The following is a 13,179-nucleotide window of genomic DNA, read 5'->3' on the forward strand; positions in this document are numbered from 1 at the left end:
GGACGAGCAGTCGAGGCCCGCCCGGCGAGCCGCCCGCTGCATGAAGTCAGGAGATCAGATCATGTCCGACCACTTCGCGTCGACCGAAATCGCGGTCGAGCACGTCACCCTTTCCTCGGCCAAGACTTTCGAGGCGGTCCGATCCGCCTTGGAGGCTTCGGTGCCCGTCATCGACCTCGATTACGCCACGCTCCTGAAGGCTGGACGAGTGGACGAGGCGCGCGACCTCCTCGAACGGCAGGCGCCGCTCTCGATCTTCGGCTCCCGAGACCATGGCGACGTGCTGCGCACCGCCGGGTTGAGCCGCAAGGCCGTCCAGTACGACATCGGCAACCCGCTGACGGCCGCGTCGATGACCCGGCACGCCGTTTCTGCCGCCTTGTACGCGCCGATCCGGGTGCTTCTGCGTGAGGATTCCGAGGGTGGCGTCGCCTTCGAGTACGACCGCCCGGTCAGCACCTTCGGCCAGTTCGAGAATCCGCAGGTCGACCGCGTCGCTGGCGAACTCGATGAACTGCTTCGGAGCACGCTCGCCGCGGCCGCCGCGTGAGGTGAGGCGCTCGAGAACGCCGCGGATCGGGGCCGAGTGTCTCCGTTCCGCGGGGCGCGCCGTGACGCGGCAGCTCTGTTCCACGCGCAGTTCCGACGCTTGTTCGGCTTCACGGCAGCTTCGGCCGCGACCAGACCGTCTCAAAGCCACCCCTCCGAGACGTTCGAGCGGTCGTTCGGTGGTGACAGAGGCTGGCTGATCGAAGGCAACCCGCTCACGGCCGAGCAGAGCAGGAGCGGACGCGCGTTTGGTAGGTCTCAGAACCGGAGGAGTCGCCGGAAGCGGGCGATGTTCACGAGCGACACGAGGGACGAGGCCACGTAGGTGAGGGCTGCGGCGCGCAAAACGGTGCGGGCGCCACGCATGTCGTCAGCGTCGAGGAAGCGGCCCGTTTCCAGGATGGGCAGAGCCCGCCGGTAGCTCGCATCGAGCTCGACGGGCAGCGTCAAGAGGTGAAACACGAGGCGAACGCTGAGGAGCGCGATGCCGAACCCGACCTGCAGGGTGAGCAGGGCGGGGGATTTGATGACGGCGAGCATGATGGGCGCGGTCATCATCACCAAGCCTGCGGCAAGCTCGAAGCCCTGCACGACCGGCGCGAAGGTCACCCGCGCCGCGAGCAGCCGGTCTCCCGCCGCGTGCTGGAGCGCGTGGGAGACCTCATGTGCCGCCACCGCGACCGCCGTGATGGAGCGGCCCTCATGGTTCTCCGGCGACAGGCGCACGACGTTCGCGACCGGATCGTAGTGGTCGGCCTGCGCGATCTCGACGGGAACATGCTCGAGCCGTGCCAGGTCGAGCAGATGGCGGGCAAGCTCGCCGCCGGTCCCGGGCAGGTCCGGCCGCTCGGTGGCGTGTTGCCGCATCACCCGGCGCACCCACCACTGGGGGCCGAACACGAGACCGAACAGCAGGGCGGCGCCGAGCGCCAGGAGGATCGGCATACCGGGTATGTAGGCGCGGGGCCGAATCCGTGGAAGCGCGGCGCTGGCTCGACCGCTGGAGCCACAGTCGTGGATCGACTGGTGGCTGAGGCGTTCGCGCTTCGGCCGTCCGGCGGGTCACCGCGGCGGTCGACGAGGTGCGCGCGGCGTCGAACGGTGGCCAGTCCGAGCTCGATCAGGGGCGCACGGCCGGCGTCTCCAGCGGCAGCGGCGCGGCGCGCGTCGCGAGGTAGAGTTCGAGCGCAACATAGTCCGGCGCGCCGTACCCGAAGGGCTCGGCGCGCATGCCGGTGAGGCAGTTGCGCAGGCGCCGTTGCAGCGAGCCGAGACCTTGCCATTCGAGGCGGTAGAGCGGGTAGCCGGTCGGGTGTCCCTGCGGGATCATCGCTGCGCCGAGGCGGTGACCCCGATGGTCGTCGTGGCAGATGGCGCAGGACAGGCCGAGCTGGCCCTGGCGCGTCTCGAACAGCGCGCGACCCGCCGCCCGCGCGGGCTCGAGCCGGGGATCGTCCGGCGGAGCGATCGGCAGCCCGCGGGACTGCACGGCGACGAAGGCCGTGAGCGCCAGCAGGTCGGGACTCTCGTAGGCGAGGGCCTCGGAGCCCTGATGCTCGCGGCGGCACGCGTTGACGCGAGACTGGAGGTCGATGGGCCTGCCCGTCCGCGCGTCCCAAGCGGGATAGCGTGCCGCGACGCCCCGCATCGTGGACGAGGCCTCGCCGTGGCAGCCGGCGCAGGCGAGTCCCCCGGAGATGGGCGCCTTCGCCCAGAGGTCCTCCCCGTCCGCGACCGCGAGCATGCCGGGATTGGCCCCGTCGTCCCGCTGCATCGCCTGGATCTCGGGGCTCATCTGGTCGAAGCCCGAGCGTCGCTCGGCCGGCGGGACTGGCTCCGACCGCGCGAGAGGGCTGGAGAGGAGCAGCGCCACGAGCGCCGTCTGCAGCGGGGAGCTCGAGCGGCGCGGCACGGCGGAGACTCAGGCCACGGTGATCGCCGCGGATTCGGTCTGATCGAAGCCGCCATCGCCGCGCCACGTGAAGCTGAAGCGGCCGCTGCGCGTCGCGACCCAGGTGAAGGTCAGGTAGGGGTTGGCCGCCGAAGCGGGAAACAGCTCGGCCCGGAAGATCTCCTCGTCCTCGAAGCGGCAGACGAAGTCCGTCACGATGTTGCGCGGCAGGATCCGGCCGTCGGCACCGGGGCGGAAGCCCGTCTCCATCGGGTGCGAGATCAGGGTCCTGATCGTGATCGTGTCGCCGGGCTCGGCGGTCTTCGGCAGGTTGATCAGCGTGCGGGCCATCGGGGTCAGCCCTCCAGGCAGGCGGCGAGGGTCACGATGGCATCGGCGCTCGCCGACCAGTAGGTCCCGTCGCTCATCTCGGCGATGGCGGTGATGCGCTGCGTGTCGGCGAGCCGGATGCGTGTCGAGACCTGCGCGCGGCCGGCGCCCGGCCGCAGGTGGACCGTCACGACGTTCGGCTGCGGGTTCCTCTCGTTGAACACCCCGATCCGGCGCACGTGCTCCTCGGGCGTCATCGCGCTCTCGACGGCGACGGTGAGCGGCACCGTGTTGCCGTTCTCCACGAGCGGCGGCAGGTCGAGGGTCACCCGGCCCGGTCGGATCGGGTTGTCACCCGCGAAGCGTCGGATGGCGGATTCCGTCGTTTCCGTGCGCGGGAGCGTCGCCGCGGCGGCGGGGCGCAGCGCGACGGCGAGCGCGGTGCCGACAGCCCCGGCGAGCACACCGCGCCGGTCCATCGAACGCGCGCTCCGACTCCTGTGCCTGCTCATCGACCTTCCTCGGGACCCGCCTCGCGCAGCGTCGCCAGGAAGGCGACGACATCCTCGATCTCGGCCGCGCTCAGGATCGGCCGCCCCTGCCACGGCCGCCCCACGCGGGTGAGCCCGGTCAGGCTATAGTACGGTGGCATGATCGTCTCCGGGTTCAAGACCCGTCCGTCCACCAGCCGCAGGCGCAGCTGACCCGAGCCCAGCCGCCCGCCGACGCCCGCGAGATCCGGGGCGAGGTTGCCCTGGAACCGCTCCTCCGGGAAGGGCCCGGTATGGCAGAGAAGGCAGAGCCCGCGGGTCCGGTCCACGACGATGGCCCGGCCGCGCGCGGCATCGCCCGGCGCGCCGGTCAGGCTCTCGGGGATGGCGTCGCCGACGATCGCGGTGGGGACCAGGCCCTCCCCGGCCTGCGCCGGCGGGGCGGCGACTGCCAGCACGAGCATGGCGGCCACGCGGCCTTCCCTCATCCGAACACGTCCCGGGTGATCGTCCGGTACCAGCTCTCGCCGTAGGCCGCCTCCTGCGCGCGCACCGCGTCGGGCGCGTCGAGGGGGCTGATACCGCCGGCTCCCGGAACGTCCGCCAGGAGTCCGTCGGTCGGGCGGAAGACGCCCGCGATCGAGATGCCGTTGCCCGGTGCGACGAGGCTCCAGCAGGTGTTGATGAGCCTCGGGCTCTCGGGCTCCCGTCCGGCCATCAGGTCGATCACCGCCTGCGCGCAGACTTTGGCCTGCGCGTTCGCCGAGAAGGCGGATTTCGGCATCGCCCCTGCGATCGCCGCGTCGCCGATGACATGGATGCCCGGCACGAGGCGCGATTCGAAGGTCACCGGATCGATCGGGCACCAGCCGCTGCGGTCGGCGCAGCCGGCCTGCGCCGCGATGGGGCCGGCGCGCTGGGGCGGGATGATGCACGCCACATCGGCCTTGTACTCGGCGAAGTCCGTGCGAACGACCATCGCGGCGGCGTCGACTTCCGTGACCGCACCGCCCGAGGCGAGCGGCACGTATTCGAGCACGTCCGGGTACAGCTTCGCCCAGGCCGCCTCGAACAGTTTCTGCTTCGAGAACGTGTCCTTGGCGTCGAGCAGGACGAGCTTCGCCTTCGGCTTCCGGGTCTTCAGGAAATGCGCGATCAGGCTCGCGCGCTCGTAGGGGCCGGGCGGGCAGCGATACGGGTTGGCGGGTGCCGAGAGGACCACCGTGCCGCCCTCCGGCATGGCCTCGAGCTGGCGGGCGAGGAGCACCGTCTGCGCCCCGGCCTTCCAGGCATGCGGCATCGCCTCGGCGGCCTTCGCGTCGTAGCCCGGCACGGCGTCGAAGCGCAGCGCGATGCCCGGCGAGAGCACCAGGCGGTCGTAGGGCAGGACTGTGCCGTCGCCGAGCGTCACCCGGCGCGCCACAGGGTCGACCGCATCCGCCGTTCCGCGCACGAAGCGGAGCCGAGCCCGGCCGAGGGCCTCGTAGCTGAAGGTCTGGGCCTCGATCCCGCGCAGGCCAACGACGACCGCGTTGCTGCCCGTGCAGGCGACATAGCGCTCGGCCGCCTCGACCAGGGTCACGTCGACGCCGCCCGCGGCGAGGCAGCGCGCCGCCGTGGCACCCCCGAACCCGGCGCCCACGACCACGACGCGCGGCGCTGTGCCACCGAGGGCCGGGCGCGCCAGCGCGGCGGCCGCGGCTCCGCCGATCAGGGCGCGGCGGGTCGGAGAAGGAGCGCGCATCACCGCGATCCCTGCGCCGCGAACCAGGCGGCGATGGCCTGGCTCTCCTGCGCGCCGAACCCCTTGGCGATGCGGTTCATGAGCGTCGCCGGGCGCGCGCCGGTCCGGAAGGCCTCGAGGGCGCCGACGATCTCGGCTTCCGGCCGCCCCGCGAGCACGCCCATCGCGGAGCCCTCGGCGTGGCATCCGGTGCAGGACGAGGCGCCGGGCGGCGGCCGCATCTCGGCGGCGCCCGCGCCCGTTCCCCCGGCGAGGGCGGCGAGCAGCGCGAGCGCCGGCGTCATCGCCCTCATGCCCGGCGGAGATCCGTGTCCTTCAGCGGAAGCTGGCGGACGCGCTTGCCGGTCGCAGCGAAGATCGCGTTGAGCACGGCCGGCGCGGCGACCGCGATCGTCGGCTCGCCGACACCGCCCCAGAAACCGCCGGACGGCATCAGGATGGCCTCGACCGCCGGCATCGCGTCCATCCGCATCACGGGATAGCTGTCGAAGTTCGTCTGCTCGATGCGCCCGTCCTTCACCGTGCAGGCGCCGTACAGCGCGGCCGAGAGACCGTAGACGAAGGAGCCCGCCACCTGCGCGTCGATCTGCTGCGGGTTGACCGCGTGGCCGGGGTCGGTCGCCGCCACGATACGGTGGATCTTCAGCTCGCCCCGGTCGGAGACCGAGACCTCGGCCGCGCCCGCGACGTAGCTCCCGAACCCCATCGTCTGGCAGATGCCGCGGTAGACCCCCTCGGGCGGCTTGCTGGCCCATCCGATCCGCTCGGCCACCGCCTGCAGCACGGCCCGGTGCTTCGGGTGGTTGTCCATCAGCTTCAGCCGGAAGGCGAGCGGGTCCTGGCCGGCGGCGTGGGCCAGCTCGTCCATGAAGCATTCGAGATAGATGGCGTTCGGGTTCAGGTTCACGCCCCGCCAGAAGCCCGGCAGGATGTGCGGGTTGCGCATCGCGTGGTCGACCAGGATGTTGGGGATCGTGTAGCCGATCGCGGCCTCCGGACCTCCGGGGTTGAGACCCTGGAAGGTGACCGGGTCGCGGCCCTCGACCATGCGCTGGGGGGCGACCGAGGCCAGGATCGACTGGCCGGAGATGCGCATGTGCAGGCCGGTCAGGTTGCCGTCCCCGTCGAGGGCGGCGCGCATCCGGCACTGCGTGACCGGGTGGTACCGGCCATGCGTCATGTCCTCCTCGCGGGTCCAGATCAGCTTGACCGGCGTGCCCGGCATCTCCCTAGCGATGAGCACCGCCTGACGCACCCAGTCGTGCGTGGCGCCGCGCCGGCCGAAGCCGCCGCCGAGATGGATCTTGTAGACCTCGCACGACGTGGCCGGCAGCCCGGCGGCGTCGGCGGTCGCGGCCAGAGCCGCCTCGCCGTTCTGCGTCGGCGTCCAGACCTCGCAGCGCTCCGGCGTCCAGAGCGCGGTGGCATTCATCGGCTCCATCGTGGCGTGATTCTGGAACGGTACGCCGTAGACGGCCTCCACCACCTTGGCGGCGCCCTTGAGGGCGCCGGCCACATCGCCGGCCTTGTTGCCGACGAAGGCCTGCTCGGCGTCGAGTCCCTCGCGCAGGGTCGCCGCGATGGTCTCGCTGGAAACCATCGCGTTCGGTCCCTCGTCCCAGGCGACCGGCAGGGCGTCGAGGGCGGTCTTGGCGCGCCAGAACGTGTCGGCCACCACCGCGACCGCGCTGTCGCCGACCTGGAGCACTCTTCGGACACCGGGCATGCCCGACACAGCCGCGGCGTCGAAGCTCCTCACGCTGCCGCCGGTCACCGGACAGTCGCGGATCGCGGCGTTGAGCAGGCCGGGCAGCTTGAGATCGATCCCGTAGACCTGGCTGCCGTCGAGCTTGGGCAGGGTGTCGAGCCGCTTCAGCGGCTTGCCGGCGATGGTCCAGTCCTTCGGATCCTTGAGCACCACGTCCTTCGGCGGCTCGATCCTGGCCGCCTCCGCGGCGACGGCGCCGTAAGTGATGCTGCGGCCGGAGGAGCCGTGGGTGATCACGCCCCGCTCGACACGGCACTCGGCGGCGGGTACGCCCCAGCCCTTCGCGGCGGCGGCAACGAGCATCGTGCGGGCGGCGGCGCCGCCTCTTCGCACGTACTCGTGAGAATCGCGCACGCCGCGGCTGCCGCCAGTCGAGTAATCACCCCAGACGCGCTTGCGGGCGAGGTTCTGGCCCGGGCTCGGATACTCGGTGGTGACCCTGGCCCAGTCGCAGTCGAGCTCCTCGGCGACGAGTTGCGCGAGGCCGGTGAGCGTGCCCTGGCCCATCTCCGAACGGGCGATGCGAATGACCACGGTCTCGTCCGGCTTCACCACGACCCAGGCATTGACCTCCGGCGCGGTGGGCGCCGCGTCGAGGGTTGCAGCCCGTGCGGGGAACGGGATGTGGAAGCCGAGGGTGAAGAGACCAGCGCCGGCGAGCAGCGTGCGGCGGCTGGGGCGGGCAGCCTTCGGGGAGGCCTTGGATTCGAGGCTCATCTGCTCGTCCCCCGTCAGCCGGACTGGCCGCGCTCGGCGGCGATCTTGATGCCGGCGAGCACACGGTTGTAGGTGCCGCAGCGGCAGATGTTGGTGATCTCCTGGCGGATCTGCTCCTCGCTCGGACGCGCGTTCTGCGCCAGCAGCGCCGCCGAAGCCATGATCATCCCGGGCTGGCAGAAGCCGCATTGCGGCACGTCGAGCTCGGCCCAGGCTTGCTGGACCGGATGGCGGGCATCCGGCGCTAGCCCCTCGATCGTGACGATCTTCTGCCCCGCCTCGATCGCCGAGAGCGGCACGGAGCAGGAGCGGACGGCCGCCCCGTCGATATGCACGGTGCAGGCGCCGCATTGGGCGATGCCGCAACCGTACTTGGTGCCGGTCAAACCGATCTGCTCGCGGATGACCCAGAGGAGCGGGGTGTCGGCCTCGGCATCGACCTCACGCACGACGCCGTTGACGTTCAGTCGTGCCATCTGACCCCTCTCCCGAACGAGATTATGTATCCAGTATCCTCAAAGCGGGGGAGGCCTCAAGGGAGGGCGTGAGCGACCGTCGGCAGCAGCCATCCGGCGCTCGGACAGGTCGACGTCTGCGACCCGAAGGCGCCAAGGCTCTTGAGGCCCAAGGCGTGACCTCTCCTGCCATCGAACCGACTTCCCGCAGATCCCGGCCGCCGTCAGCTGGATCGGAACCGAGCACCATGCTGTGCCCGCTGGCCTGACGCTGCTCTCCGAGCGGATCGACGCGCATCCTCCCAGCCACACGCCTCTGCTCGACACCTTCAACGATGCTTCGCGTACATCTGAAGACCATCATCCACCGCGAGACGATGTCCGCTTCCGGGATACCGGCGCTGATCGCCGAATGGCCGTGACGAGCGCGAAGCCGAATGCCCGTGTGTGGACGCCCCATCGGATTCAAGGGGGTGTTGGAGAGATTTGTGCGCGCAGGATCAGGTGCTGCCGTGTGTCCGGCCTGTTGATGCAGCCTTCATCACGGCTGCTGGCCTGTATGGAGAGCGCGGATCGGGTCCAAGTCGCTTTGGCGCGCTCGAGGCGCTTGGCCATTCACTGGTTTTCCCGACCCCGTCTTCTGACCGTTGCGCCATACCTCTCGACTGACCTTCCCTGCCTCCCTGACGCCTCAGGCCGTGGCGATCACGCCGTGGCCGGAGCTCTGTAGGAGCCGCCATGGGCCATCAAGGCCCAGACGATCCTCGCCATCTTGTTCGCAAGGGCGACGGTGATCAGCATGCGCGGCTTGCGCGACAGCATGCCGGCCAACCATGCCCCAGCTTTATCGGGATCACGCGCCGCGACCTTGGTCGCAGAACTCGCGCCCAGGATCAGCAACCGTCGCAGGCTGCGCTCGCCCATCTTGGTCGTTCGCCCCAGCCGCTCCTTGCCGCCGCTGGAGTGTTGCCGCGGGACGAGACCGAGCCAAGCCGCAAAGTCGCGCCCGCGGCGGAAGGTACTGGCGGCCGGTGCCAGAGCCACGAGTGCGGTCGCGATCACCGGGCCGACACCCGGTATCGTCATCAGCCGCTTGGCCACGGCATCGTCCTTCGCGCGTTGGGCGATCTCGCGGTCGAGAAGTGCGATCTGCGCCTGGAGCGCCTCCAGGCTGCCCGCAATGATGGCCAAGGCCGGCCTTGCCTCGGCCGGCACGTCAGATGTGGGGTCGCGGACGATCGCCACGAGCTGGCCTACGTGCCCGACACCTTGGCGAACGACGTACCCGAACTCCGTGAGGTGCCCGCGCAGTGCATTGATCAATTGGGTCCGCTGACGCACGAGCAGGTCGCGCGTACGGAACACCACTGCGGAGGCCTGGGCCTGCGCGCTCTTTCCCTGAACGAACCGCATTGTCGGCCGCTGCGCCGCCTCGCAGATCGCCTCAGCATCGGCCATGTCGTTCTTCTGCCGCTTCACGAACGGCTTCACGTAGGCTGGCGGGATGAGCCGCGTTTCGTGGCCTGCCAAAGCTATCTCACGGGCCCAGTAATGAGCGCTGGCGCATGCTTCCATAGCAACCACGCAACGCGGAAGTGTCGAGAAGAACGTCAGCACCTGATCACGCCGCAGCTTCTTGCGGAAAACGACGACACCGCTCGTATCCGCGCCGTGAACCTGGAAAACTGATTTCGCCAGATCGATCCCGACTGTGCTAACCTCACCCATGGACGCCTCCTGCAGTGGTGTTGCAACACCTCCACTCTGGCACATCGATGCCGTCAGGGGGCGTCCACCCCTACGGTTTTGCGAGTGACAGTTATCGGTTGAGGCGAAATCTGGCCGAAAGCCGCCGGTCCGCTTCCGGGAAGGAACGCCAGAAAAGGCGGACGGCCTTCTATCTACCCCGATCAGACACAACAGTTTACCATCCGGTGAGCCGAGAGCGGGCAACCTCTCACCGCTTCGCTCTGGTGCCGTCGTGCACGTCTCCGCAGGGCATCAGCGTGGACGTGGCCGCCCCCGTTCCACCTACCTGTTCTGCAAGTCGGATGGATCGCGGGTGGATGACCTGAAGAAGGCGTTCGGAGGAGCCTGCTGCCGGGTGGGATCGAGTACTTCCGCTTCCATGACCTGCGGCACAGCTTCGCCAGTTGGTTCGTGCAGGACGGTGGGGATCTCTACGGCCTCAGCCGGATCCTAGGCCATGCCAAGCATCAGATGACGGCGCGATGTGGTCATCTGTGGACCGAGGATTTGCACGAGGAGCTTGAGCGTGTGGCCGAACGGCTGTCACGCAAAGGGTAACAGGAACTCCGAACGGAAGCTGACGGATCGTCGGTGATAGTAGTGTAAGACTATCCGGGATGATGGGCCAAGCCGTTGATCTACAAAGGTCTAAAATAATCCGAGATAATCGGTAGGAATGGCGCGCCATTCCTCGTCACTCCGAGCTGTTCCGGACGAACAGATCCTTCTCCTTGGGTCCGTACGGTCGCCGCGCTTAACCGCTCGGGTCAACATCGGTTCCGTTCTATCTGCGCCGGCGTAACGGCCGAGGGCTCCGTCATCAGCGGGGCGCACCAGTCGTTCACCCTCCGGCTGTCAGCCCATTCCGAACTCGCGCTCAGGGCAGCGCGATCGAGGGCGCTCTGCACATATGCCGGCGATGCACCGAGCAGGATGAGACGGCATCGGCCGGGCGCAGATCGTCGGCAGAAACCTCGAAATTTGATCTGATGCGCGGTTCTATGGCGGAAAGCAGCAGTTCGGAACTGGTTGATCGAGCCATTGTTCTGTTAGGTGTCAATGAATGTGGGTTCGGGCCGGTGTGGCGCCTCGCCTGCACGCCCGCGAGGTTCGTCATGCCGGGATCGAGATTGAGGGTGGTCGTGCTCGGCGTCGCATCCTTCTGGTGCGCCACGGGCGTCCTGGCACAAGGTGCCCCCGTCCCGAACGTCAACGACTGTACCTTCATCCGCGACCCGACGGCGCTCCGCGATTGCATCGAGCTCTACGAAGGCCAGCGCCTCGCGCCCGGCCCGCGGCCGGCGGCCTTCCAGCAGTCGCCCGTGATCGACCAATCCCTGCTCGACGCGGCGGGCCCGATCCCGGCGACCGGCGTGTCCCGGCGCGGGAAGCGGCGCAAGCTTCGGCAGAGTCGCCGGCCGGCCACACCGGCCCAGGCCGTCCAGGTCGAGCAGCTGGCGCCGCCTCAGTAGACCGCCTGGACCAGACAGGTGCGTCCCTGCCCGTTCAGGACCGCACAGAGGGCCTGCTCGGATCGCGGTTGCTGCGACTGAGCCGACAGGCGCCTAGCCCCCCGCTTGGCTGACCGGTCGCTCGCAGCCGCCATGCTGCGCGTGACCGGTCGCGCCTCGAACACGGGCGAAGGGCGCGCCGTGGGATCGGCGGCCCAGCCCGCGACCGGGCCGAAACCGCGAGGGTTCGAGAAGAGCGACGGGGCGCTCAGGAAGGACCGGCCGCTCTCCGCCGCCCATTCCTCGACGGTGCGGCCGGTGATCCGGACCACGTAGTCGCGCGTCTCGGTGGGCATGCCCGAGCGACCCTCGAGCCAACTGCGCACCCGCTGCGGCCCGGCATTGTAGGCCGCCGCGGCCAATCCGAGATTGCCGAAGCGCACCCTGTGTTCCCGCAGCAGCTCGGCTGATTTCGGGATTGCCTCCAGCGGATCGAACGGGTTGCGCAGGCCGCGCTCCGCGGCGGTTCCCGGCATGAACTGGGCGATGCCGAGCGCCCCCACTGGGCTCACGGCGTTGGGATTGAGGCCGCTCTCCTGGCGCAGCAGGCGCAGGAAGAAGTCGCCGGGCAGGCCGTTGGCGGCGGCCGCGGCGATGATCAGGGCGTGCATCCCGTCCCCGGCCTGCGGGAACAGCAGGGCGGTCGCCTCGATCGGCCGGAACGCGCCGCGGCCCAGAATCATCAGGTCGGCGTTCACCGGCGCGATGATCGGTGACGCCGGTCCGTCCGCGTGCCCGTCCGGCAGTCCGAGCGGCGGCGGCGCCGCGATCGGCGCGAAGGGCGTGAGGGCGGCGACCTCCGGGACCGCCGGGCTCCGGGCCGTGCTGGAGGCTCGCGAGGCGATCACCGGCGTCAGGGCGCCGGACACGACGAGGCAGAGGGCCAGCGTGCCTCGCACGCCCCTCCGGCGGCGGCCGAACATGTGCGTCGGTGCGACGGGCAGGCTCATGGCCGATCAGGACTTCACCACCAGCGGGCCCGCCGCCACCGTCGGTCCCGGAACCTCAAGGGGCGTCGGCCGATCGCGAGCGAGATACTCGCCGACGAGACGGGTGCCGAGCACCGGGTCGCGGAAGCGCCACAGCTTCTTGCGGCTGCCCTCAATGATCGTCGCGTAGACGGCGAGGTCGATCGCCTCGCGCACTGCCATCTGGGTCGGCTCGTTCCGGGTCACGCCCGCCTCGACCTGGAGCAGCTTGGCCACCGCGACGTAGCGGTAGGCGTTGGCGTTGAGGGCGACCGAGTAGATCGTCTTCGTCACCGTGACGCTGTTGAGCACCTCGCCGCTCTGCACGGAGACGATGCGCATCGCCACCGTCACCTCGTCGCGCCGGTACTTGGTGTCGCCGCCGATACCCAGGAGGTTGGCGCCGGCGCCGCCCGTGACCGTGTTGGCGTCGTAGCCGATGATGCCGCCCTCGACGATCAGGCCCGCGAAGCGGATCGGCGGCAGCGGCTTCGCGTCCGTGCCCTCGAATTCCTGGCGGGTCGCCCGGATCAGCTGCCGCTCCTGCAGCAGGTTGGCGAGGCCGGTGCGCTCGACCACCGAGAACCATTGGCCCCGCCCGGCGCGCCGCAGCGCGTCGACCACGAAGGCGCCGCCGCCCTGGGTGACGGCGCGGGAATACTCGGCGATGTTGTCGTTCGGCTTATTCTGGCCGGTCAGGTCCGGGAAATTGTAGATCGCGATGTCGATCTTGCGGGTCGGCGGCGGCAGCGTCTCGAGATTGAGATCGGTGGGGGAAGGCGGCGTGACCACGGGCGCCTGCGCGAGCAGCTCGCGCTCCCACGGGGCGCAGGCGGCCAAGCCCGCGCAGAGCAGCGCGGCGGCGGCCAAGCTCTTCAGAATGCTACGCACGGGCCACCCCGTCTCCGTTCCGCTTCGGCGCTCCGGCCTCCCGCGCGCCCGCCGGGGCGGGCGACGAGAGGCCGGAGCCGGCTCCGCCTTCGATGCTCGACAATCATCGCTGCGC

The 13,179-nt window shown here is 69.9% G+C and carries 15 protein-coding genes; 3 read left to right on the top strand and 12 right to left on the bottom strand.

Annotated features, from left to right (window positions below; genetic code table 11):
• Positions 1-61 precede the first annotated feature (61 nt).
• Entirely contained in the window at positions 62-550 is a 489-nt protein-coding gene (locus LXM90_RS15990) for a DUF302 domain-containing protein (RefSeq protein WP_020095598.1), read from the top strand.
• Positions 551-807: 257 nt separating this feature from the next.
• On the opposite strand, the gene LXM90_RS15995 is transcribed toward LXM90_RS15990, so the two are convergent.
• The 10 genes from LXM90_RS15995 to LXM90_RS16040 form a co-directional block, all read right to left on the bottom strand.
• Positions 808-1,494 (bottom strand): zinc metallopeptidase, encoded by a 687-nt coding sequence (locus tag LXM90_RS15995; protein ID WP_020095599.1) that lies wholly within the window; start codon positions 1,492-1,494, stop codon positions 808-810.
• Positions 1,495-1,669: 175 nt separating this feature from the next.
• Positions 1,670-2,461 carry a sulfur oxidation c-type cytochrome SoxA gene (soxA, locus tag LXM90_RS16000; RefSeq protein ID WP_020095600.1) on the bottom strand — a complete coding sequence of 264 codons (792 nt, stop codon included), beginning with the start codon at positions 2,459-2,461 and terminating at the stop codon, positions 1,670-1,672.
• Between the two features lie 9 nt (positions 2,462-2,470).
• Complete coding sequence (locus tag LXM90_RS16005) at positions 2,471-2,791, bottom strand: thiosulfate oxidation carrier complex protein SoxZ (protein WP_020095601.1); 321 nt, start codon at positions 2,789-2,791, stop codon at positions 2,471-2,473.
• A 5-nt stretch (positions 2,792-2,796) separates the two neighbouring features.
• A complete protein-coding gene (locus tag LXM90_RS16010; protein WP_020095602.1) occupies positions 2,797-3,249 on the bottom strand; it encodes a SoxY-related AACIE arm protein in 453 nt (150 codons plus the stop codon).
• Positions 3,250-3,278: 29 nt separating this feature from the next.
• Complete coding sequence (gene soxX / locus LXM90_RS16015; protein ID WP_234083010.1) at positions 3,279-3,725, bottom strand: sulfur oxidation c-type cytochrome SoxX; 447 nt, start codon at positions 3,723-3,725, stop codon at positions 3,279-3,281.
• A gap of 20 nt (positions 3,726-3,745) precedes the next feature.
• Positions 3,746-5,005: an NAD(P)/FAD-dependent oxidoreductase gene (locus tag LXM90_RS16020; RefSeq protein ID WP_234080781.1), complete on the bottom strand. Its 1,260-nt coding sequence runs from the start codon at positions 5,003-5,005 to the stop codon at positions 3,746-3,748.
• Entirely contained in the window at positions 5,005-5,289 is a 285-nt protein-coding gene (locus LXM90_RS16025; RefSeq protein WP_020095605.1) for a c-type cytochrome, read from the bottom strand. The genes LXM90_RS16020 and LXM90_RS16025 overlap by 1 nt, the downstream gene beginning before the upstream one ends.
• A 5-nt stretch (positions 5,290-5,294) precedes the next feature.
• A complete protein-coding gene (locus LXM90_RS16030) occupies positions 5,295-7,490 on the bottom strand; it encodes a xanthine dehydrogenase family protein molybdopterin-binding subunit (RefSeq protein ID WP_020095606.1) in 2,196 nt (731 codons plus the stop codon).
• A gap of 14 nt (positions 7,491-7,504) precedes the next feature.
• Positions 7,505-7,966, bottom strand: a complete 462-nt coding sequence (locus LXM90_RS16035) for a (2Fe-2S)-binding protein (protein WP_020095607.1) — start codon at positions 7,964-7,966, stop codon at positions 7,505-7,507.
• A gap of 684 nt (positions 7,967-8,650) precedes the next feature.
• Positions 8,651-9,673 (bottom strand): IS110 family transposase, encoded by a 1,023-nt coding sequence (locus tag LXM90_RS16040; RefSeq protein WP_020096599.1) that lies wholly within the window; start codon positions 9,671-9,673, stop codon positions 8,651-8,653.
• Between the two features lie 432 nt (positions 9,674-10,105).
• On the opposite strand from LXM90_RS16040, the gene LXM90_RS16045 reads away from it, so the two are divergent.
• Both LXM90_RS16045 and LXM90_RS16050 read left to right on the top strand, forming a co-directional pair.
• On the top strand, positions 10,106-10,252 hold the full coding sequence (locus LXM90_RS16045; protein ID WP_234080782.1) for a hypothetical protein: 147 nt from the start codon (positions 10,106-10,108) through the stop codon (positions 10,250-10,252).
• A gap of 557 nt (positions 10,253-10,809) precedes the next feature.
• Positions 10,810-11,166 carry a hypothetical protein gene (locus LXM90_RS16050; protein ID WP_043713697.1) on the top strand — a complete coding sequence of 119 codons (357 nt, stop codon included), beginning with the start codon at positions 10,810-10,812 and terminating at the stop codon, positions 11,164-11,166.
• Here the strand turns inward: LXM90_RS16050 and LXM90_RS16055 are convergent.
• Positions 11,160-12,155: a lytic transglycosylase domain-containing protein gene (locus LXM90_RS16055; protein WP_020096494.1), complete on the bottom strand. Its 996-nt coding sequence runs from the start codon at positions 12,153-12,155 to the stop codon at positions 11,160-11,162. The two genes, LXM90_RS16050 and LXM90_RS16055, sit on opposite strands and share 7 nt — an antisense overlap.
• Positions 12,156-12,161: 6 nt before the next feature.
• Positions 12,162-13,064 (bottom strand): CsgG/HfaB family protein, encoded by a 903-nt coding sequence (locus LXM90_RS16060; protein WP_026605477.1) that lies wholly within the window; start codon positions 13,062-13,064, stop codon positions 12,162-12,164.
• Between the last annotated feature and the right edge of the window lie 115 nt (positions 13,065-13,179).

The organism is Methylobacterium oryzae (assembly GCF_021398735.1).
Classification (GTDB): domain Bacteria; phylum Pseudomonadota; class Alphaproteobacteria; order Rhizobiales; family Beijerinckiaceae; genus Methylobacterium.